Source organism: Halorubrum xinjiangense (genome assembly GCF_900102375.1).
GTDB lineage: Archaea > Halobacteriota > Halobacteria > Halobacteriales > Haloferacaceae > Halorubrum > Halorubrum xinjiangense.
Window position 1 is genome coordinate 249479 of sequence record NZ_FNBO01000003.1, and the last position, 21391, is coordinate 270869.

Below are 21391 nucleotides of genomic sequence, written 5' to 3' on the forward strand. Positions count from 1 at the left end.
TTAAGTACCAATATATTCGGTAACAGGGACCAAGTACGGGCGGTCGAGAAAATCGAGGAAAACGGCCGAAAATCGGCGCAAACGCTTGGCCCTTATATATCGGTCCGCCGCCAACGACCGGGCGCACATGAACTCGAACGACTCAGCGATCGGAACGGCGCTCGACCGCGACACGGTCCGGTCGACGAGTAAACTCCTGATCGGCGCGCTGGCGGTCGTCGGCGTCCTCGCCGTCATCACCCTGCTGCCGGGCGCCGACCGGCTCGTTCCCTTTGCCCCGGTGACGTTCGCCGCGGTCGCGACGGCCGTCGTCACGCTCGCGGTGGCGGGCATCCTCCTGTACGCGGCGCCCAAGTTCGCGCTACTGACGCGGCTGGCGCTCGGCGGGCGCGGCGCCGATGGCGAGGGCGACGCGCCGCCGAGCCGGATCGCCGAGAACGCAGGCGGCGTGGTCCACTGGCTCGTCGTCTTCGGCGCCGTCCTCGTCGCATACCGCGGGCTCGCGGGCGCCGCGGTCCCGCTGTTGAACGGCGCCGCGTGGGCGTACGACGCCGCCTTCCTGTTCGTCGCGCTCGTCCCCGTCGTGTTCCTCGTCGCCCGCCTGACCGTCACCGTCGACCCGCTGGCCGAGGCGGTGGCCGACCGCGTCGCGGGCGAGGCGTCCGACGGTGAAGCCGACGAACCGACCGCGACCGACGACCGAGAGGACGGCTGATCGGAAGCGCCCAGTCAGCCCTCTTTAAAAACGAACGGGAGCGTCACGAGCGCCCCATTGAACCCGAACGCGACCAGCAACAGCAGCCCGAGCGGCGGCTCCTCGCCCGGATAGGTGGCGAGGAGGACGAGCGATCCGATCCCCAGCGCGGCCAACCCAAGCGTCAGCGCGGCGTCCGACCACCGGTTCCAGGCGTCGTCGAGCGCGGGTTCGAGCCGCGCGAGCGGCCAGTCGGTCTCGGAGCCGTCGCCGGCGCGGTCGGCGCGGTCCGTCCACGGCGTGTCGTCGGCGGACTCGTCGAGCCACTCGTCCCCGTCGGCGGTCGTTTCTCCGTCGTTTTCGGGACCCCACTCGTTTCGGCCGAGCAACCGTTGGACCCCCGAACGCCCCGCGGCCGCGAGCAGCGTCGCCGTCCCGAGCGCCGCGAGTCCGCCGAGGACGGCCGGAGACGTGACGCGCGCTTCGAGGGCGAGGAAGAGCGAGATGAACGCCAGCAGCGAGACCGCGGCGAGGGTCCCGCGGAGGGCGCGAGCGATGGCGGAGCGCATCGACGTGGAGGGCTCGCGGATTTGGCGGGTCGGAGCCGGCGGTCAGGCCCCGTCGACCGGGAACAGCCCGGCCTCGCGGAGATCGGCGTCGAGGGTCCCGTCGCCGTGTTTCGCGTACGCCTCGGGGGTGTACGTCTTGATCTCCAAGGCGTGGACGGACTGCGTCATGTGGTCGCCCACCGCGTCGTACACGCGCCGGTGCTGGTCGACGAGGGACTCGCCCTCGAAGGCGGGCGAGACGACGACGGCCGCGAAGTGGGCGTCCTCGTCCTCGTCGTTGTGGATCCGGGGCGCGGTCACGCTGGCGACCGCGTCGGGGAGGTTCCCCTCGATGAGATCGGCGACCTCGTCGGGTTCGATCGGCATGGTCCCGCTCGGTCGCGGAGGGGCAAAAGTCGACCGGCGTTACTCCGCCGGTTCGGCGTCGAGTTCGGCGCCGACGCCCGTCACCCGGATCCGGTCCGCCTCCACCTCCTCGTAGGTCGCGCCCCACCCGCCGACGGTCCATCGTTCCTCCCCGTCGTCGACGACCATGGAAGCGGTGCCCGTCAGCGCCATGACGCTCGGGGCCTGGTCGCCGTCGACCGCGGCGTCCGAGAGGTGTTCGGCGTCGACGACCTCGCCGGAGACGGTCACCGACCGGTCGCCGTCGGTCTCGCGCCCCTCGATCTCGACCCGGAGGGGCTCGTCCCCGCGGATTAGGGCGCGGTTCTCGAGCAGGAACTGTCGGATGTCCGCGTACCGCTTTGGGCCGGCCATGTCGGCCTCGTACGCAACGGGGGAGGGGAGCCACGTGAAAAGCAGGAAGTGCCAGAAGAAGACGTACGTGAACGAGCGGTTGCGGAGGATGAGCCCGTAGTCTTCCACCGCGGCGGGGTTCGGCGCGAACGCCGTGCGGCGCAGGTCGGAGGTGAGCACGAACGGCGCGGGCCGGGAGAGGCGGTGGGCCGCGCTCACGGCCCCCTCGTAGTCGGCGTCCGCGAGCGGCTCGTCCCCGTCGCGGCCGAGGATCGTGACGTTGACCGTGACCCCGCGGTCGCGGGCGTCGGCCAGGTCGCCGCGCAGCGCCTCGAACTGGTCCCGGGTGAGCGTCGCGTGGACCTGCGTCTCGGCGTCCCGGACGAACGTCCGGGCCGCTTCGAGGACCGTGTCGAACCGCTTGACGATGCTGACCGTCTGAGTGTCGAGCGTCGGCCGCTCGTAGCGCTCCTCGATCTCCTCGGCGGCCGACTCGAACGCGCTCGCGCGGTCGGTGAGCCCAGAGACGATCGTCTCCGGGTCGGTCGCGCGAGCCTGGAACGTCTCCTGTTCGTACAGCTCCACGTACCCGAAGTCGTCGAGGTCGCGGAGCACGTCGTATATCCGCGCGTCGGGGACGTCGCTGGCCTGTGCGACCTCGGTCGCGGAGGCGGTCCCCAGTTCGAGCAGCGTGACGTACGCGTTCGCCTGATAGTAAGAGAGGTCCGCGGCCTGGAGCGTCTCCAGGAGTTCCTCGGTGTCCATGACGATCAATTAACCACCTCGGTGTATAAAAATCATCAAGACGGTTCGGCCGTCGCCGCCGCGATCTCACCTGACGTCCGGATAAGGGACCGGTCCGTCGAGGAGCGGGTCGTCTGTCGACTCCATCCACGACTCCAGCTCGTCCCGCAGGCGGTCGAGCGCGTCGGCGTGGGCCGGGTCCGGGTCGCTCGCCTCGGCCGCCGGCTCGAACGGCTTCTTGTCCGAGGCGAGGTTCTCAGACTCGTGCGGGTCCGCCTCGAGGTCGTACAGCTCCTCCGTGGGGCGCTGCGGGACGTGGAACTCCTCGTGGACCGCTCGGCCCGAGGCGGTCGGCGCGACGTCCATCGGAACGAACACCCTCGGGAGCACGGAGAAGTTCCGGACGTACTTGTACCGCTCCGTCCGGATCGTGCGGATCGGGTTGTAGCGGTCGTGCCACGTCATCTCGGCGAAGATCCGGTCGCGGCCCTCGTGCGGTTCCCCGCGGAGCAGCGGCGCGAACGACTCGCCGGAGGTGTCCGTCGGCGGCTCGACGCCGAGCAGGTCCAGCATCGTCGGCGTGAAGTCGACGTTGGTGACGAGCGACTCGTGGACCTCGCCGCCCGCGACTGCGCCCGGGTGGTGGACGACGAGCGCGGTCTCGATTCCGGGGTCGTAACAGGTTCCCTTCGCGCGCGGGATCGCCAGCCCGTGGTCGGTCGTGAACACGAAGACCGTCTCCTCGGCCAGCCCGGCGTCGGCGAGCGACTCGCGGTAGCGACCCACCGCCGGGTCCAGCACCTCCGCGATCACCGACCGGAGGTCGGCGACGTCCTCCCGGACCCCCGGCGCGTCCGGGAGGTACGGGAAGTCGTCGAGCGGGACCTCGTCGGGATCGTAGGCGTCGTAGGTTCCCTCGGAGAGGTACTCCCGGCGGAACGGGCGGTGCGGCTCCTCGATGCCGATCGAGACGAAGAAGGGGTCGTCCGCGTCCGCGCGCTCGGCGAAGAAGTCGTCGACGACGTCGACGAGTTCGAGCGCGCGCTTCGTCCCGCTGTCGACGTAGTCGTAGCCGAGCCGCTCGGGCTCGTCGGGCACCTCGTGCTGGAAGCCGAGCAGGGCCGTCTCGTAGCCCGCCGATCGGAGGCGCTTCGGGAGGGTCTCCCAGTCCTCGCCGAGCGCCCAGCCCATGTGTGCGAGCCCCATGACGCCGTTCTCGTGGGGGTAGTAGCCCGTCATCATGCTGGACCGGCTGGGCGAACACTGCGGGGCCGAACAGAAGCTGTTTGCCATCCGCGCGCCGTCGGCCGCGAGCGCGTCGATGTTCGGCGTGTCGACGTCGGCCCCGTAGCAGCTGAGGTGTTGGCCGAGGTCGTGACAGTGAACGAGGACGAGATTCGGGCGGTCCAGCGAGTCGGGTGCGGTGTCGGCTCCGTTCGTCATATCCCCCACTAACCGCCGATACACCCATAAATAGCCGTGATCGCGTGCCGCGTCGGGTCGACTGAGATTAGTAACTATACCGGTAATTAATAAGCAAATTTGAAGTAAGTGGGCCGACTGGGTTGGGACGACATGTCCGATGATCGATCCTGTACTACGCGGCGGAACGTGCTGAAGACGACCGGCACCGCGTCGGTACTCGGGAGCGTCGCGCTCGCGGGCTGCTCCGGCAACGGCGGGGACGGCGGAGACGGCTCCGACGGAAGCGACGGCGGCGACGGCTCCGACGGCGACGACGGAGGGGACGGCGGGAGTAACAACCTCGAGATCACGGGCGTCTGGTCCGGCGGCGAGCAGGAGTCGTTCACCAAGGTGATGGACTTCGTGGAGGAGTCGACGGGCATGAGCCTGGAGTACTTCCCGCGCGACACCGACAGCCTGCTCACCGGGACCCTGATGGACTACGAGTCCGGCGTCGCCTCCGCGGACATCGTCGTGATGCCCTCGCCGGCGCGGATCATCTCGGACGCCGAGAACGGTCACCTCGCGCCGGTCGGCGACGCGTGGAACGCCGACAACTTCGCGGTCGACCCGTCGCGAGTCACCGTCGACGGCGAAGTGTACGCCGCGCCGTTCAAGATGGACCTCAAGCCCGGCTTCTGGTATCGCAAGTCGTTCTTCGACGAGCACGGCCTCTCCGAGCCCGAGAGCTGGGACGAGTTCATGACCCTGCTCGACGACATCTCGGGGATCGAGGGCGTCGACGCGCCCATCGCCTCCGGGAACGGCACCGGCTGGCCGCTCAGCGACCTCACCGAGGGCTTCTTCATGCGGCAGGAGGACGGCGCGTCGCTCCAGCAGGGGCTCATCGACGGCGACGCCTCCATGACCGACGACCGGGTCGCGACGGCGTTCGACGAGATCAAGACCCTCCACGAGGAGGGGTACTTCAGCCAGACCCGCGACTTCGGCGTCCAGTACGAGTACTTTTGGGACAACAGCCTCCCGCTGTACTTCATGGGCTCGTTCACGCCGGCGCAGGACGCGGTCGAGGACCCGTCGGACCTCGGCGTCTTCCGACTGCCCGGCGTCGACGGCATCTCCTCGTCCGTCAACTGGTTCACCGTGCCGACGTACTCGGACAACGTCGACGCCGCCCGCGACGCCCTGAGCTCGTTCGTCTCCGCCGAGGGGCAGCAGGTGTGGGTCGAGGACGGCGGCTTCATCGCCTCCAACACCGAGGTGCCGGACGACGCCTACGAAATCGAAGTGATGGCGAACCTGCCGGACCTCGCTGCCGAGGTGACCGTCGTACCCGACCTCGACGACGCGCTCGGGAACCCGTTCCAGCAGGAGTTCTGGTCGGTCCTCAAGGGCCTGTGGGCCACGCCCGACACGCCGACCGACGAGATCACCAGCTCGCTCGACGACGCCCACCAGGAGACGCTTAACGACTAACGATGGAGTCGACGTCGACCGCGGACGACCGGAGCGACCGCCGCGGGTCGCTGGCGCAAATGTTCGACCCCGAGGAGCTCCGCCGACGCAACCTCGTCTCGCTCGGGATGGACGTCCTCATCCTCGTGACGACGGGCTTCCTCGCCATCCTGTTTACGATGGGGTTCTGGCCGTCGGTCATCGGGGTGGTCCCGATGGCGACGCTTCTGTACTTCGGGTGGGCCTCCTCGAAGGCGTTCTTCGTCGCGCAGGCGCTCGCGATCGCGGTATCGCTGCTCGGCACCGCGACCGGCACGCTGCCGTACTGAGGCGGCGGACTGCGGTTTCCCCTTTCTCACGTAGGCCGCAGCCGTGGCGTCGGCGCCGGCGGCCGCCCGCGGCGGATCGGAAGTGAAGGCATATATCCGACAGCCGCGTGTTCCTCCCTCGTATGAAGTTCTGCGACGAGTGCGGGTCGATGATGCACACGGCGGGCGACGCGTGGGCGTGTCGCTCGTGTGGGAACGAGGAGCCGCGGGACTCGCAGGCGGAAGCGGCGATGGAGACCCGGGACGGGCAGCGGGACGACGGGGCGCCCGCCGTGGCCGACGCGACCAGAGACGACGCCGAGACGACGCGAGAGCCCTGTCCGGCGGCCGACTGCGACGGTGAGCGAGCCCACTCGGAGATGCTGCCGAAGCCGGGCGGCTCCTACGAGGTCCGGCTGTTCACCTGCGTCGAGATGCGGCCACAAGTGGCGCGAGTCCTGACGGCACGTTTCGCGCGCAGCACTTCCCGGTTCGGCCTCGCCCGGCAGAACCCGTCGGTCAGAGCGGGTTTCAGCGATGGAAAAAAACGGGCGTCCATTCGACGGAAAACCGACCGACGGCGGCTCAGTCGGCGACCGCGGCCACCATCCCCTGCTTGTAGTATCGCTGGAGCGTGACGAACAGGAGGATGGGAACGATCATCGTCAGCACCGAGCCGGCGGCGACGAGCCCCCAGTCGATCTGGAGGCGACCCTTCATCAGGGGCAACACCTGCGGCGCGAGCTGGTTCTCACGGGACCGCATGAACACGAGGGGGAAGAAGAAGGAGTTCCACACCCACGTGAACTGGATGACCGCCACGGAGACGAGCGCCGGGGCAGAGTACGGCAACACGATCGACTTGAAGATCTGGTACCGGGACGCGCCGTCGATCCGGGCAGCCTCCTCCAGCTCCTCGGGGAGCCCCAGGAGGAAGTTCCGGAGGAACATGACGACCCACCCCATCCCCCAGCCGATGTGGACCAGGATGAGCCCCATGTACGTGTCGAACAGGCCGGTGTTCCGCAGGGTGTTGTAGTTACCCATCGCCACCAGCTCCGGCGGGGCGGCCATGACCACGATGAGCAGGAAGAACAGCCCCTTCTTCACCGGGAAGTCGAAGCGGGCGAACGGGTACGCGACCATCGTCCCGAGCAGCGTCACGGCGAGGACGGACGGGATCGTGACGATCGCGGTGTTCCACATCGCCTGCCGCATCGGCCCGGACTGGAACGTCCACGCGCGGGCGTAGTTCTCGAAGGTGACGGTGAACGTCTCGAAGTTCCACCAGCCCTGAATGATCTGGTCGAGCGGGCGGACGGAGGCCATGAACAGCCCCACGAGCGGGACGAGCCACAGGAGCGCGACGCCGATCGCGATCGCGTACCGCAGCGCGCGCGGGCCGCTCGGCACCGCCGCACGGAGCCGTTCGGGGAGCGGTCGGTCGGAGATCGGTGCGGTCTCAGGCGCCTCGTGGTACACGCGCCCGCCGTCGGTCTTCGGCTCGCTGTCGGCGTCTGTCGGATCGTCTGAGTGGTGTGTGTCGGTCATAGTCGATCAGTCCATTGACGCGATGTACCACGCCATCGGGAGGGCGATCACCAGCTCGATGAGCGCGACGACCATCGCCTTGCTGTACTCGATCGGCGTCGAGAACGCGGCCTGATACACTTCCAGGCCCAACACCGAGAACACCCCGCCCGGACCGCCGGACGGGCCGCCGGCCGCGTAGACGATGGCGAAGATCCGGATCACCCAGATCATGCTCATGATCACGACGACGGCCGTCACGGGCTTGACGAGCGGCCAGATGATGTCCTTGAACCGTCGGAACCGCCCCGCGCCGTCGACGCGCGCGGATTCCAGTAACGCGGGGTCGATCCCCGCGAGCGCGGAGCTGTACAACAGCATGCTGAAGCCGGTCTGCACCCAGACGCCGCCGGCGATGAGCGCGTAGATCGCGATCTGGGGCTCCTGAACCCAGTTTCGGACCGCCGACTCCAGCCCGATACCCCGGAGCAGCCCGTTGAAGATGCCGGCCTGCGGGTCGTAGACGAAAAGCAGCACGAGCCCGATCACGACGGTGGGCGTCGTGAACGCGAGGAACACCATCGATCGGAGGATGCTCCGGCCGCGCAGGTCGGCGAACAGCAGCGCGAGGCCGAGGCCCAGCAGCGTGCTGAAGGGGACGTGGACGATCATCCAGATGATGTTCTGCGGGAGCGCTCCCATCGGGTACTGGAACGCGAGGAGGTTGCTCCAGTTGATGATCGCGTCGTCTTGGAACGTCGCGACCCACGTGTCGAACCCGGCGAACTGCCCAATCGTGAACCCGTCCCAGGTGAAGAAGCTCCCGACCGCGGAGTAGAGCATCGGTCCGACCGAGAAGATGGCGAACAGCGTGAGGCCGGGGAGCATGAACACGAGGATCGCCGTGAGCTTCTCCCCGTCGACGTCGCGGTCGAGCCGGTCCTCCAGGTACGATTCGACTGACATGGTATCAGGCCACCAGTTCCCCGTCCTCGTCGTAGAGGTACGCGTCGGTCGGGTCGAAGGTGAGGTGGATGTGATCCCCCGCCTCGGCGTCCGTCTTCGGGACCTTCACGTTCACCACGGAGCCGCCCACCTCGACGTTGACCAAGACGAACTCGCCGAGCGGTTCGACCGTCTTGACCGTGCCCGGCACCGTCCAGTCCGTGTCGGGAGGCTCGATCGACACGTCGATATCTTCGGGCCGGATCCCGACAGACACGGTCGACGACGACGTCTCCGCCGGCATTGGGAGGGTGTTGCCCTCGGCGAGCTGGACGGTACCGTCGCGGTTCTCTCCCTCGAAGAGGTTCATCGGGGGCGACCCGATGAACTTCGCGACCCAGGTGGTCCGCGGCCGCTGGTACAGCTCCTGGGGTTCGGCGACCTGTCGGATCGTACCGTCGTTCAACACGACGATCTTGTCGCCCATGCTCATCGCCTCCTCCTGGTTGTGCGTGACGTACACCGTCGTGATCCCGAGCTCGTTCTGGATCCGCTTGAGCTCGGAGCGCATCTCCAAGCGGAGCTTCGCGTCGAGGTTGCTGAGCGGCTCGTCGAGCAGGAACACCGACGGCTCGCGGATGATCGCCCGCGCGAGCGACGTCCGCTGGCGCTGTCCACCGGATATCTCGCCCGGGTCGCTGTCCATCTGGTCTTCGATGTGTAACAGCCCGGCGACTTGGGCGATCCGCTCGTCGCGCTCCTCCGGCGGCACCCCCCTGACTTTCAGCGGATACTCGATGTTCTCCCGGACGGTCATATGCGGGTACAGCGCGTAGTTCTGGAACACCATCGCAACGTTGCGATCGGCGGGCGGCATCCCGTCGACGCGGTCGTCGTCGAAGTATATCTCGCCCTCGGAGAGGTCCTCGAGCCCCGCGATCATCCGGAGCGCAGTCGTCTTTCCGCAGCCGGACGGCCCCAGGAACACCACGAACTCCCCGTCGTCCACCTCCATGTCCAGCTTGTAGTTGGCGACCGTGTCACCCCCGTCGAAGTACTTACTCACCGATCGCATGCTAATGCGGGTCATCAACTACTCGGCGGTATTCATTTATTACACTTATAATTAATCATGGCCCATTGATGAGAGGATCGCCGATGGTGCGCGTGATCCGTTCTCTCCGCGGCTAATTCATCAAGTACTTACTAATCCTTTCACTACGTGATAGAGATGAGTTCCGCCCGCTTCGACTACAGCACGTTCCCGCAGATCTCCGGTGAACTCTTCCGCGCCGTTCAGCGGCGGGACCTCTTCGACGACGACAAGCGGTTCGTCGACGCCGAGCCGCGGGTCGATCCGGATCTGCTGTTCGAGCGGTATCTGACGCGGCGGAACCGAGACGACTTCGACCTCGAGTCGTTCGTCGAAGAGCAGTTCAGGCTACCGGAGCCGGTCGGGGTCGCACCGAACCTCGCCGCCTCCCGGTCGATGAAAGACCACGTCTCGTCGCTGTGGGGAGCGTTGACGCGAGCGTTCGACGACGCCGACGCGGCGGGGTCGACGCTCGTCCCCCTCCCGAACCCGCACGTCGTCCCCGGCGGTCGCTTCCGCGAGATGTACTACTGGGACAGCTACTTCACCGCGGAGGGGTTGGCGGCGGACGATCGAACCGACCTCGTCGCGGGCATGGTCGAGAACATCGCGTCGCTTCTGGACCGCTTCGGCTTCGTCCCGACCGGGAACCGTACGTACTACGACAGCCGGTCGCAGGTTCCGCTGTTCTACCGCATGCTTCGCGTGTTAGAGCGCGAGGAGGGGTTCGACGCCGTCGCTCCCCACGTGAACGCGCTCCGAACGGAACACGAGTTCTGGATGGACGGGGCCGACCGCGTCGCCCGCGACGACGGGCCCGCGGCACACCGTCGGGTGGTCGGACTCTCGGACGGGACCGTCCTCAATCGGTACTGGGACGACCGCGCTCGCCCGCGACCGGAGTCGTACTACGAGGACCGTCGCCTCGCCGACCGGGTCCCGGTCGACGACCGGCCTGCGCTGTTCCGGGACGTTCGGGCCGCCTGCGAGTCCGGCTGGGACTTCAGCTCTCGGTGGCTGGCTGGCGACGACCTCACGACGATCCGGACGACGGAGCTGGTGCCGGTCGATCTCAACGCCGTCCTCTTCGGGATGGAGTCCGCGCTCGCGGAGTGGCTTCCGCGCGTCGGACGGACGGCGGCCGGCGAGCGGTACGCCGACCTGGCCGCGCGGCGTCGGGAGGCGATCAATCGGTACTGCTGGGACGCGGAGGCGGAGTTCTACGTCGACCACTCGTGGACCGACGACCGGCGGTCGGACCGCCTCACACTCGCCGCCGTCGCGCCGCTCTTCACCGGGGTCGCGACCGAGGACCGGGCGGCCGCGGTCGCGGACCGGCTCCGCCGGGACTTCCTCCGGCCCGGTGGACTGGTGACGACGCTCGAGGCCACCGGCGAGCAGTGGGACGCGCCGAGCGGCTGGGCGCCCCTCCACTGGATGGCGGTCACCGGGCTGCGCCGGTACGGGCACGAGGACTTGGCCGACGACGTCGCGAGCCGCTGGGTCGACCTCGCGCGGAGCTCCTTCGATGAGACCGGCCGCATGGCGGAGAAGTACGACGTCCGCACGGCCGAGGCGGCGAGCGACCTGGGTGAGTACGAGCTCCAGTACGGCTTCGGCTGGACGAACGGCGTCGTCACGGCGCTATCGGCTCGGCGGTAGCCGGTTCCGGGTCCTCGTCGAGCTCGTCGCGTCGCGCTTCTGAACGCTTATCCCCGACGACCGACTTCGATCGAGTATGAGCGACGAGGACGCCGTCGATGTCGAGACCCCCGACGACGCCGAGGGCGACGCGGCGAGAGCGAACGGCACGGCGGAGGCGACCGCCGAGGGAGCGGCCGGCGAGTCGGCCGACAGCGAATCGGCCGGCAGCGAATCGGCCGACAGCGAATCGGCCGACAGCGAGCCGGTCAGCGAGGACGCCCGCCGCGACGCCGAGGCGCTGGCCGCGGCCGTCGCCGAACACGACGAGGCGCTTGCCCGCGAGGTCGCGGCACTGGAGGCTGACCTCGCAGAGACCCGCGAGGCGCTCCAAGAGCGCGACGAGGAGGTGGAAGAGCTGACGAGCAAGCTCGCCCGCGTGAAGGCGGACTTCAGCAACTACAAGGAGCGCGCAAAGCGGAAGCAGGAGGACATCCGCGAGCGCGCCTCCGAGGCGCTCGTCGAGCGGCTCACCCCGGTCCGGAACGACCTCCTTCGCGCGCTCGACCAGGACGAGGGAAGCGACCTCCGCCCCGGCGTCGAGTCGACGCTGGAGAAGTTCGACGAGGTACTCGCCGACGAGGGCGTCGAGGCGATCGAGCCGGAGCCCGGCGAGGTGGTCGACCCCGCGCGCCACCAGGTGATGCTCCGCGTCGACAGCGACCACCCGGAGGGGACGATACACGAGGTGTACGAGCCCGGCTACGAGATGGGCGACCGCGTGTTGAGCGAGGCGAAAGTGACCGTCAGCACCGGCGACGGGGACTAACACGCCGAGTCCACCGCAACCGAGCAGTGCGAACGCGTTTCACGACCGGATCGCCGCCTCGTAGGCGTCCGCCAGGTCGTCGAGTCCCGCGTTCGGCTCCGCCGCGTGCGGCACCGACAGCGGCGAGACGGACACCTCGCCGTCGACGACGGCCCGCCGGTCGGTCCCGACCGGGTCCGGCACGTCGCCGTCGTTCATCCGGCCCCATATCGGGTCGGAGAACCCGACGCGGCCGTCGCCGTTCCGCTCGGCGCGCATCCCGTACCACGTCGAGGGCGTCGTGACGCGGAGCGGCGCGCGGTCCGCGTCCGCGATTGGCGCGTTGACGTTGAGGTAGTCGGCGCGGTCGAACACGCCCGCGTCGACCGCCTCGTCGACGAGGAACCGGGTCGCTCGCGCCGCGTGCGCGAAGTCGGTCGCCTCGAACTCGCGTTTCCACCAGTCGTCGCCGCCGGGGACGTACATCGAGGTCGCCACCGCGGGGACGTCGAAGAACGCAGCCTCGACCGCGGCCGAGACGGTCCCCGACCGGCCGAGGGTGTAGGCGCCGAGGTTCGCCCCCTCGTTACAGCCCGCGACGACCGCGTCCGCCTCGGGGACGAGCTCGTCGAGCCCCGCCACGACGCAGTCGACGGGCGTGCCCTCGACGACGTACCCCAGCTCGTGGTCGGCGACCGCGACGTCCTCGGAGAGGCGGCGGCCGACCGAGGACTGGTCGTCGGCCGGGGCGACGACGGTAACCGCGTACTCGGCCGCGAGCGTATCGTACAGCGCGCGCAGCCCCGCGGCGTCGACGCCGTCGTCGTTGGTCAACAGGATCCGGTCGACGGTCATACCGAGTACTGGGGCGAGTCGGGCAAAAGTCCACCGTCGATCGGCCGGCGCGGACGGCGGCCCCGCGACCGCGAACCGAACGGAAAAGCACACGTATCGGCGGGCCGACCGTTCGGTATGGGATTCGGGGACACCGCCAAGAAGATCCAGACGCTCGCCGACCGCGCGGAGCGCACCTACAAGAAGATCAGCGAGCTTCGCGACGAGGTCGACGAGACGCAGGAGACGGTGATAGACACCTCAGAGCGCGTCAAGACGCTCGAAAACGAGATGGCAGAGCAGCGGGCCGTCCTCGACGCCGTCGCCGAGGAGGTCGGCGTCGACTTAGCGCGCGTGAGCACCGAGGCGCACATCACTGACGCCGAGGAGTCGGCGGCCGAAGAGGCGGACGACGCCGACTCGCACGCACCCAGCGATTCGGACACCGACGCGGACGCGACCGACGGTTCGGACCCGACCGAGGAAGACGCAGCTTAATCGTCGCTCGCGCGCGTCTCGGCCCGCGAGACGACCTCGGCGGGCACGCCCGCGACGGTCGTGCCCGGCGACACGTCTTCCGCGACGAGGGAGTTCGCGGCGACGCGCGCGCCCTCGCCGACTGTGACACCCGGGAGGACTACCGCCCCCGCGCCGATCATCGCCTCGTCCTCGACGACCACGTCGCCGAGCCGGTACTCCTCGTGGAGGAACTCGTGGCAGAGCAGCGTGGCGTCGTACCCGATTATCGCGTCGTCGCCGACGGTGATCCGCTCGGGCCAGAACACGTCCGGCGTCGACTCCAACCCCCACGCGACGCCGGCGCCGACCGTGACGCCAATCTGCCGCAGCAGCCAGTTCTTCAGCCGGAGGCTCGGACAGATCCGCGCGAGGACGATGACCACGTAGTTGCGCACGACCGCGAGCGGCGACTTCGCGTCAGGCCACGACCACAGGGAGTTGCGCGCCCCGGGCGTCGGGAACCGGTCGAGGCGGTCGCTCCGGGGAGAATTGGCGTCGTCGCGAGTGGCATCCGGATCGCTGCCCGTCGCGTCCGTGTCGTCGTCGGTCACGTCACGCCGTTTGGACGGCGAGAATAAAAGGGTCGCTCCCGGCTGCGGCGGTTCGGCTCTCGACTGCGTTAGCTCCGGAGGTCGTCCATGTGGTCGATCCGGCGCCGGACGAGGTCCGCCTTCCCGATGTCGTGGCGGATCCGGACGCGGTCGCCCGCGGCCGCCAGCGCGTCCTCGGCCTGCGCCTCTGCGGCCGCGATCGAGTCGCCGCGGCCGACGACGGCGAACGCGCGCGACGTGGTGGTGTAGAGGCGGCCGTCGCGCTCGTCGACACTCGCGTAGTAGAGGAGCGCGTCGCCCGCGCTCTCCTCGTCGACGGCGATCTCCGCGCCCGCGTCGGGGTCGGTTGGATAGCCGTCCGGCACCGCGTACTTACAGACGGTCGCCTCGCCCGAGAAGGAGAGCTCCGGGAGCGACTCGCCGTCGCGCGCGGCGGCGAGCACGTCGACGAACGGCGTGTCGAGGACGGGCAGCGTGTTCATCGCCTCCGGGTCGCCGAAGCGCGCGTTGAACTCGACGACCTTCGGCCCGTCGTCGGTGAGCATGAACTGGCCGTAGAGGACGCCCTTGTAGTCGGGGAGCGCGCCGACGACGGCATCAAGGACGTCGACCGCGGCCTCGTAGTCGCCCTCGGCCATGAACGGGAGCGATAGGCCGGTGTCGGAGTACGACCCCATCCCGCCGGTGTTGGGCCCCTCATCGCCCTCGTAGGCGCGCTTGTGGTCCTGGACCGCGGGCGTCGTCCGAACGTCGCCGTTCGCGACGAACGCCTGAATCGTGAACTCCTCGCCGACGAGCCGCTCTTCGAGGACGACGCGGTCGTACTCCGAGTCGCGGAGGTATTCTTTGGCCTCCTCCGCGGTCACCTGGTCGCCGATAACCTTCACGCCCTTGCCCCCGGTGAGGCCAGCGGGCTTAACCGCGAGGTCACCGTCGTAGTCGTCGATGTACTCGCAGGCGGCCTCGACGTCGTCGAACACCGCGTAGTCGGGACAGCCCGGGACCGCGTGCTCCTCCATGAACTCCCGCTGGTACGCCTTGTCCGTCTCCAGACGCGCCTCCTCGGCCCGAGGGCCGAACGCGTAGACGCCGGCGTCGTCGAGCGCGTCCGCGACGCCCGCCTCCAGCGCCGACTCCGGCCCGATGACGGCCAGATCGGCGCCGACCTCGGTCGCGTAGTCGGCGACCGCCTCGGCGTCGGTCTCGTTGATCGCCTCGAACCCGTCAGCGAGTCGCCGGATCCCCGGATTCCGGACGCTCGCGCAGGCGTATAGCGCGCAGTCGTCCGCCACCGCGCGGGCGATCGCGTGTTCGCGGCCGCCGCCCCCCACCAGCAGTACGGTCTCCGTCATGTCCGACGGATATCCGCACGGTAGTGTAAACCTTACTCTCTACGCGACCAGATATATGCGCGTTCGTGGGTATTACCGGGCACGCCGGTAGGGGGGATGAACGGCGGGAGCGGCGCCGCTCGTCCCGGCCCGGACGCCTTTTGCCCCGCCGGGTCGAATCAGGCCTATGTCACAGCCGACCGAGCGGAACCGCCTCGACGGGGAGGCGAGTCCCTACCTCCGGCAGCACGCCGACAACCCCGTCAACTGGCAGCCGTGGGGCGACGAAGCGTTCGAGCGCGCCCGCGAGCACGACGTACCGGTGTTCGTCTCCATCGGGTACTCCTCGTGTCACTGGTGTCACGTCATGGCCGAGGAGAGCTTCGAGGACGAGTCGGTCGCGGCCGCGGTCAACGAGTCATTTGTCCCGATCAAGGTCGACCGCGAGGAGCGCCCCGACGTCGACACCACGTATATGACCGTCTGCCAGCTCGTCACCGGCGGCGGCGGGTGGCCGCTCTCGGCGTGGTGTACGCCCGAGGGGAAGCCGTTCTACGTCGGCACCTACTTCCCGCCCGAGCCGCGGCAGAATCACCCCGGCTTCCGCGAGCTCTGCGAGCGGATCGCCGACTCCTGGAGCGACCCCGAGCAGCGCGAGGAGATGAAGCGGCGCGCCGACCAGTGGGCCGAGAGCGCGCGCGACGAACTGGAGTCGGTGCCGACGCCGGACGCGGCGGGGGCGGACGGAGAGGGCGCCGCCTCACCGCCCGGCGACGACCTGCTCGACACGGCCGCCGCGGCCGCGCTGCGCGGCTACGACGATGAGTACGGCGGCTTCGGGAGCGGCGGCGCGAAGTTCCCGATGCCGGGGCGGATCGACCTCCTCATGCGCGCGTACGCCGGCAGCGGTCGCGACGCGCTCCTGTCGGCCGCGACGGGCACCCTCGACGGGATGGCCCGCGGCGGGATGTACGACCAGATCGGCGGCGGGTTCCACCGCTACGCGGTCGACCGCCAGTGGACGGTCCCCCACTTCGAGAAGATGCTGTACGACAACGCCGAGCTGCCGATGGCCTACCTCGACGGCTATCGCCTCACCGGCGACCCCGCGTACGCCCGCGTCGCGAGCGAGTCGCTCGCGTTCCTCGACCGCGAACTGCGCCACGACGACGGCGCGTTCTTCAGCACCCTCGACGCGCGGAGCCGGCGGCCTGAAAGCCGCCGGGGCGGCGGTGCGGACGACTCCGACGAATCGGAGGACGTCGAGGGCGCCTTCTACGTCTGGACGCCCGCGGAGGTGGACGCCGTCCTCGACGAGCCGGCGGCGACGCTGGCGAAGGAGCGATACGGGATCCGGACCGGCGGTAACTTCGAACGCGGCACGACGGTCCCGACGGTCGCCGCGTCGGTCGAAGAGTTGGCCGCGGACCGGGACCTGTCGCCCGACGAAGTCCGAGAGATTCTGACGAATGCGCGGACGGCGCTGTTCGACGCCAGGGAGTCGCGTCCGCGGCCCGCCCGCGACGAGAAGGTGCTAGCGGCGTGGAACGGGCGGGCGATCTCCGCGTTCGCGCAGGCCGGGAAGACCCTCGGCGAGCCGTACGCGGACATCGCCCGCGAGGCGCTCGACTTCTGCCGCGAGCGACTCTACGACGCCGAGAGCGAGAGCGGTGCGCTCGCCCGCCGCTGGCTCGACGGGGACGTGCGCGGGCCGGGATACCTCGACGACTACGCGTTCCTCGCGCGCGGCGCGCTCGACGTCTACGCCGCGACCGGCGACCCGGAGGCGCTCGGGTTCGCGCTGGAGTTGGCCGACGCGCTCGTCGCAGAGTTCTACGACGCCGACGACGGGACGATCTACTTCACCCGTGAGCTCGGCGGCGAGACCTCGGAGACAGACGATTCCGGCCCCCTCATCGCGCGGCCGCAGGAGTTCACCGACCGGTCGACGCCGTCGAGCCTCGGCGTCGCCGCCGAGACGCTCGCGCTCCTCGACGGCTTCCGGACCGACGGGGAGTTCCGCGATGTCGCCGAGCGTGTCGTGACGACCCACGCCGACCGGATCCGCGGGAGCCCGCTGGAACACGCCTCGCTCGTGCGGGCGGCCGACCTCGTCGAGACCGGCGGGATCGAGGTGACGATCGCCACCGCCGAGGTCCCCCACGAGTGGCGAGAGACGCTCGGCGAACGGTACCTCCCGGGCGCGCTCGTCGCGCCCCGCCCCGCTTCGCAGGAGGGTCTCGACGCGTGGCTCGACAGCCTCGGCATGGCCGAGGCCCCGCCGATCTGGGCGGACCGCGACGCGACCGACGGCGAGCCGACCGCCTACGTCTGCGAGGGGTTCACCTGCTCGCCGCCGCGGACGGACCTCGACGCGGCGCTGGAGTGGTTGGAGACGCGGGAGCCGTCGGCGTAGCGGCCGCGCGTCAGCCCGCCTCGGCTCATCCTCTGGCGGGTCGGGACGCCGCGTCGTAATTAAATATCCCCGTCACCTCGCTTCCTCCATGTACGATTTCGTCGTCGTGGGCGCGGGCCCGCCGGGCTCCCGGTTCGCCCGGCGCGCGGCCGAAGCCGGCCGCGACGTCGTCGCCTTCGAGAAGGGGTCGGTCGGCGAGCCGCTCGCCTGCTCGGGACACGTCTCCGACGACGTGTGGGGGTACGTCCCCGACGGCGCCCGCGACGAGCTCCTCCAGAACCTCGTGTACGGCGCCCGGTTTCACGTCGGCGGTCCGGGATCGCGGGCGTACCCGTTTTATAAACGGGAGCCGGTGTCGAACGTGATCGACCGCGTCGGGCTCGACCGGACCCTCGCGGACTGCGCGCGCGACGCTGGCGCCGACGTCCGGGAGAACCACACGGTCGTCGGCGTCGAGGAGCGGTCCGACCGGGTCGTCGTCGAGGTCCGGACCCCGGCGGACAACGTCGAGGAAGTCGAGGCGCGGATGGTCGCCGGCTGCGACGGCCCGACCTCGCGGGTGCGCCGCGCGCTCGACCTCCCGGAGCCGGCGGAACTGCTCCACGGCGTCCTCGGGTTCGACGACGAGGCGGACGCGGGCGACTTCGTCGACGTCCACCTCACGGCGCCGACGTTCTTCGCGTGGCGGATCCCCCGCGGCGACGCCGGCGTCGAGTACGGGCTGGCGGCGCCGCCGAGCGAGAACGTGTCGGGGCGGTTCGACCGGCTCACCGACGCGTACGGGGCGACGACCGACCGGCGCTGCTCCGGCGCGATTCCGGTGGGGCCACCGGCGGAGACGACGAGCGACCGCGGCTTCTTGATCGGCGACGCCGCCGCGCAGACGAAGCCGTTCACCGGCGGCGGCATCCTCTACGGGATGCGCGCCGCCGACGTCGCCGCGACGGTCATCGACCCGCGCGACCCCTCGACGCTCGCCGACTACGAGTCCGGGTGGCGCGACGAACTCGCCACGGAGATCCGGCTCGGGAAGGCGATCCGGCGGTGTTACTCGCTGCCGGAGCCGGTCCAGCGAGTCGGCCTGCGAGCGCTCTCGGGCGAGATCGGCGTCCACATGGACGAGCCGTCCTCGTTCTTCTCGCCGTCGAACCTGCGGGCGCTGTTCTCACGGGGCGAGCCGCCGGAGTGAGAAGGAACGCGTGAGGGCGGGCGGGTCGCGGCGCGGAGGCGGGGGCGTCCGGTGGGCGGCGCTACTCCTCGACGACGTTCGCGAACGAGACGTTCTCGCGGACGCTCGTGATCTCGACGGTCGGCTCCTCGCCCGGCTCGGCGTCCGGGACGATAACGACGTACCCTCGCTCGATCTTCGCGATCCCGTCGCCCTTGTCGCCAAGCGTCTCGATGGTCACGTCGCGGACCTCGCCCTCCGAGACGGGCGGGTCCGGCTGGACCGCGCCGGCGGCGCCGCGTGAGGTGGGGCGCTGCCCGTCGTCGGACGGCGTCCCCGCGGAGGAGCCGTCCGCATCCGGGACCGACGCGCCGTCGCCGCCCGACGCCGACTCCTCGCCGCTCGGTTCGGCGCGGTCTAAGACGGCGATTCGATACGTTTCGCCCTCGCTGACGCTGCCGTGTTCGATCTCAGAGGCGGGGACGGTGACGACGTAGTCGTCGCCCCGGGACTCCACCCGACCCGTGTACAGACACGCGAGAGAATCAGTGATCTCGACCATGGTCCCTTTTGGCCGTACGGGGATGAAAAGCCACCTGTTCGGACCGTGGGGCGTGCGAAGGTAAACGTTTACCCTGTTCCGAATGAATCACCCGGTTATGAGCCCAGACTACGAGTCGCTCCACGACCCGAACGCGGAGTACACGATGCGGGAGCTCTCCGCCGAGACGATGGGGACCACGGGGACGCGCGGCGGCGGCCGCGACGTCGAGATCACGGACGTCCAGACGACGATGGTCGACGGGAACTTCCCATGGACGCTGGTCCGCGTGTACACCGACGCGGGCGTCGTCGGCACCGGCGAGGCGTACTGGGGCGCCGGCGTGCCCGAGCTCATCGAGCGCATGAAGCCGTTCGTCGTCGGCGAGAACCCGCTCGACATCGACCGCCTCTACGAACACCTCATCCAGAAGATGTCCGGCGAGGGCTCCGTCGAGGGCGTCACCGTCACCGCCATCTCCGGCATCGAGGTCGCGCTCCACGACCTCGCCGGCAAAATCCTCGACGTGCCCGCCTACCAGCTGCTCGGCGGCAAGTACCGCGACGAGATGCGCGTCTACTGCGACTGCCACACCGAAGAGGAGGCCGACCCCGAGGCGTGCGCGGACGAGGCCGAGCGCGTCGTCGACGAGTTAGGCTACGACGCGCTGAAGTTCGACCTCGACGTGCCCAGCGGGTTCGAGAAGGACCGCGCGAACCGCCACCTCCGCCCCGGCGAGATCCGCCACAAGGCGGAGATCGTCGAGAAAGTAACCGAGCGCGTGAAGGACAAGGCCGACGTCTCCTTCGACTGCCACTGGACGTTCTCGGGCGGCTCCGCGAAGCGCCTCGCGGACGCCATCGAGGAGTACGACGTGTGGTGGCTCGAAGACCCTGTCCCGCCGGAGAACCTTGAAGTCCAAGAGGAAGTGACGAAGAACACGGTCACGCCCATCGCGGTCGGCGAGAACCGCTACCGCGTCACAGAGCTTCGCCGCCTCATCGAGAACCAGGCGGTCGACATCGTCGCGCCTGACCTCCCGAAGGTCGGTGGCATGCGCGAGACCCGCAAGATCGCGGACGTCGCGAACCAGTACTACGTCCCGGTCGCGATGCACAACGTCGCCTCGCCGGTGGCGACGATGGCCGCGACGCACGTCGGCGCCGCCATCCCGAACTCGCTCGCCATCGAGTACCACTCTTACGAGCTCGGCTGGTGGGAGGACCTCGTCGAGGAGGACGTCATCGAGGACGGCTACATCGAGGTGCCGGAGAAGCCGGGCCTCGGCGTCACACTCGACATGGACACCGTCGAGGAGCACATGGTCGAAGGCGAGACGTTGTTCGACGAGGCGTAAGCCTCGTCGAGCCAGCAGCGCGGAGCGCTGCGTTGTTTGATTGAGCGGAGCGAAATCAAGCGCAAAAATCTCCGATTTTCTCAGTTTGACGAAGCGTAACCCTTGGAGTAGCGAACGTCCGAGATCGCGCCGCTGCCACCGTTAAAGTCCACTGTCCCTGATAACCCGGAAAGGCCGTGCTGACTGTAGCGCGCGAATCGGTCGCCGCTCGTTGGTCACGCAAGCGGCCGATACGGCTCACCAGAACGGGGCGGACGCGATACTTCAGTGGAGTTTACTACGCTACATATTGCCACACATACGCTTATGCTGTTGCTCGACCATTAGTATGTGACGACAATTGAGGTCGTTTGACATCCTCCTCCGCGTGAACGCGGAGGAATCCCGAGCGGTGGGAGTTTCAGGTTCGCAACCATGAGTCCGATTTCTTCTTCGGGAACCCGTTTAACCCATCACGAAACGGTGGCTGACTGGCGGTGCCAAACCGCCGTTACTCCTATCCTCAATGCCGCTGACTCCCACCTGTTATTTTTGCCAGCAGGGAGTCGCCGACACTTCGACGGACTTGGAGGTATCTTTGGGCTTGCTCGACCAACAGGCACAGACGAACGCTTCTGGCATTCGCGTTCACCGTGTTGGTGTTTCGGATATTGTCTCATTAGCGGCGGCGAGGCCGCCTCCGAAGGCCGTTCGGAATCGCTCCGTTCCGACCTGACCTTACCCT

The 21391-nt window shown here is 68.9% G+C and carries 20 protein-coding genes and 1 pseudogene; 10 read left to right on the forward strand and 11 right to left on the reverse strand.

What is annotated here, in order from left to right; all coding sequences use genetic code 11:
* Positions 1-127 precede the first annotated feature (127 nt).
* Entirely contained in the window at positions 128-715 is a 588-nt protein-coding gene (locus tag F3H13_RS05785) for a hypothetical protein (protein WP_149798095.1), read from the forward strand.
* Between the two features lie 14 nt (positions 716-729).
* On the opposite strand, the gene F3H13_RS05790 is transcribed toward F3H13_RS05785, so the two are convergent.
* The 4 genes from F3H13_RS05790 to F3H13_RS05805 all read right to left on the reverse strand — a co-directional run bounded on the left by F3H13_RS05790 (position 730) and on the right by F3H13_RS05805 (position 4188).
* On the reverse strand, positions 730-1263 hold the full coding sequence (locus F3H13_RS05790; protein WP_149798096.1) for a hypothetical protein: 534 nt from the start codon (positions 1261-1263) through the stop codon (positions 730-732).
* A 42-nt stretch (positions 1264-1305) separates the two neighbouring features.
* A complete protein-coding gene (locus F3H13_RS05795; RefSeq protein WP_149798097.1) occupies positions 1306-1629 on the reverse strand; it encodes a BolA family protein in 324 nt (107 codons plus the stop codon).
* A 39-nt stretch (positions 1630-1668) separates the two neighbouring features.
* Positions 1669-2766 carry a TrmB family transcriptional regulator gene (locus F3H13_RS05800; RefSeq protein ID WP_149798098.1) on the reverse strand — a complete coding sequence of 366 codons (1098 nt, stop codon included), beginning with the start codon at positions 2764-2766 and terminating at the stop codon, positions 1669-1671.
* Positions 2767-2832: 66 nt separating this feature from the next.
* Complete coding sequence (locus F3H13_RS05805; protein WP_149798099.1) at positions 2833-4188, reverse strand: sulfatase family protein; 1356 nt, start codon at positions 4186-4188, stop codon at positions 2833-2835.
* Between the two features lie 132 nt (positions 4189-4320).
* Here F3H13_RS05805 and F3H13_RS05810 point away from each other — a divergent pair, with 132 nt between their 5' ends.
* From F3H13_RS05810 to F3H13_RS05820, 3 genes and pseudogenes are all read left to right on the forward strand, one after another.
* A complete protein-coding gene (locus F3H13_RS05810; protein ID WP_223174381.1) occupies positions 4321-5646 on the forward strand; it encodes an ABC transporter substrate-binding protein in 1326 nt (441 codons plus the stop codon).
* Positions 5647-5648: 2 nt separating this feature from the next.
* Entirely contained in the window at positions 5649-5954 is a 306-nt protein-coding gene (locus F3H13_RS05815) for a hypothetical protein (RefSeq protein WP_149798100.1), read from the forward strand.
* A gap of 122 nt (positions 5955-6076) precedes the next feature.
* Positions 6077-6395: pseudogene (locus F3H13_RS05820) on the forward strand (RPA12/RPB9/RPC11 RNA polymerase family protein).
* Between the two features lie 123 nt (positions 6396-6518).
* Here the strand turns inward: F3H13_RS05820 and F3H13_RS05825 are convergent.
* Genes F3H13_RS05825 through F3H13_RS05835 form a run of 3 tightly spaced genes read right to left on the reverse strand, consistent with a single transcriptional unit; the run spans position 6519 to position 9483 of the window.
* Complete coding sequence (locus tag F3H13_RS05825; protein WP_149798101.1) at positions 6519-7484, reverse strand: carbohydrate ABC transporter permease; 966 nt, start codon at positions 7482-7484, stop codon at positions 6519-6521.
* A 6-nt stretch (positions 7485-7490) separates the two neighbouring features.
* Entirely contained in the window at positions 7491-8429 is a 939-nt protein-coding gene (locus F3H13_RS05830; protein ID WP_149798102.1) for a carbohydrate ABC transporter permease, read from the reverse strand.
* Positions 8430-8433: 4 nt separating this feature from the next.
* Positions 8434-9483, reverse strand: coding sequence for an ATP-binding cassette domain-containing protein (locus tag F3H13_RS05835; protein WP_149798124.1), 1050 nt, complete (start codon positions 9481-9483; stop codon positions 8434-8436).
* Positions 9484-9639: 156 nt separating this feature from the next.
* Here F3H13_RS05835 and F3H13_RS05840 point away from each other — a divergent pair, with 156 nt between their 5' ends.
* A complete protein-coding gene (locus F3H13_RS05840; protein ID WP_149798103.1) occupies positions 9640-11163 on the forward strand; it encodes a trehalase family glycosidase in 1524 nt (507 codons plus the stop codon).
* Between the two features lie 76 nt (positions 11164-11239).
* Positions 11240-11971: a nucleotide exchange factor GrpE gene (locus tag F3H13_RS05845; protein WP_149798104.1), complete on the forward strand. Its 732-nt coding sequence runs from the start codon at positions 11240-11242 to the stop codon at positions 11969-11971.
* Positions 11972-12010: 39 nt separating this feature from the next.
* Here F3H13_RS05845 and surE read toward each other — a convergent pair whose 3' ends face one another.
* Complete coding sequence (surE, locus tag F3H13_RS05850) at positions 12011-12805, reverse strand: 5'/3'-nucleotidase SurE (RefSeq protein ID WP_149798105.1); 795 nt, start codon at positions 12803-12805, stop codon at positions 12011-12013.
* 117 nt (positions 12806-12922) lie between these two features.
* On the opposite strand from surE, the gene F3H13_RS05855 reads away from it, so the two are divergent.
* Positions 12923-13282: a DUF5798 family protein gene (locus tag F3H13_RS05855; protein ID WP_149798106.1), complete on the forward strand. Its 360-nt coding sequence runs from the start codon at positions 12923-12925 to the stop codon at positions 13280-13282.
* Here F3H13_RS05855 and F3H13_RS05860 read toward each other — a convergent pair.
* Positions 13279-13854, reverse strand: coding sequence for an acyltransferase (locus F3H13_RS05860; protein WP_149798107.1), 576 nt, complete (start codon positions 13852-13854; stop codon positions 13279-13281). The two genes, F3H13_RS05855 and F3H13_RS05860, sit on opposite strands and share 4 nt — an antisense overlap.
* A gap of 68 nt (positions 13855-13922) precedes the next feature.
* Positions 13923-15206: a phosphoribosylamine--glycine ligase gene (purD, locus tag F3H13_RS05865; RefSeq protein WP_149798108.1), complete on the reverse strand. Its 1284-nt coding sequence runs from the start codon at positions 15204-15206 to the stop codon at positions 13923-13925.
* 166 nt (positions 15207-15372) lie between these two features.
* Between purD and F3H13_RS05870 the strand changes: the two genes are divergently transcribed.
* Positions 15373-17601, forward strand: a complete 2229-nt coding sequence (locus F3H13_RS05870; RefSeq protein WP_149798109.1) for a thioredoxin domain-containing protein — start codon at positions 15373-15375, stop codon at positions 17599-17601.
* Positions 17602-17689: 88 nt separating this feature from the next.
* Positions 17690-18790, forward strand: a complete 1101-nt coding sequence (locus tag F3H13_RS05875; RefSeq protein WP_149798110.1) for a geranylgeranyl reductase family protein — start codon at positions 17690-17692, stop codon at positions 18788-18790.
* 61 nt (positions 18791-18851) lie between these two features.
* Here F3H13_RS05875 and F3H13_RS05880 read toward each other — a convergent pair whose 3' ends face one another.
* Positions 18852-19331 (reverse strand): TRAM domain-containing protein, encoded by a 480-nt coding sequence (locus tag F3H13_RS05880; protein ID WP_149798111.1) that lies wholly within the window; start codon positions 19329-19331, stop codon positions 18852-18854.
* 97 nt (positions 19332-19428) lie between these two features.
* Between F3H13_RS05880 and F3H13_RS05885 the strand changes: the two genes are divergently transcribed.
* Positions 19429-20667 (forward strand): mandelate racemase/muconate lactonizing enzyme family protein, encoded by a 1239-nt coding sequence (locus F3H13_RS05885; protein ID WP_149798112.1) that lies wholly within the window; start codon positions 19429-19431, stop codon positions 20665-20667.
* The last annotated feature ends 724 nt before the right edge of the window (positions 20668-21391 follow it).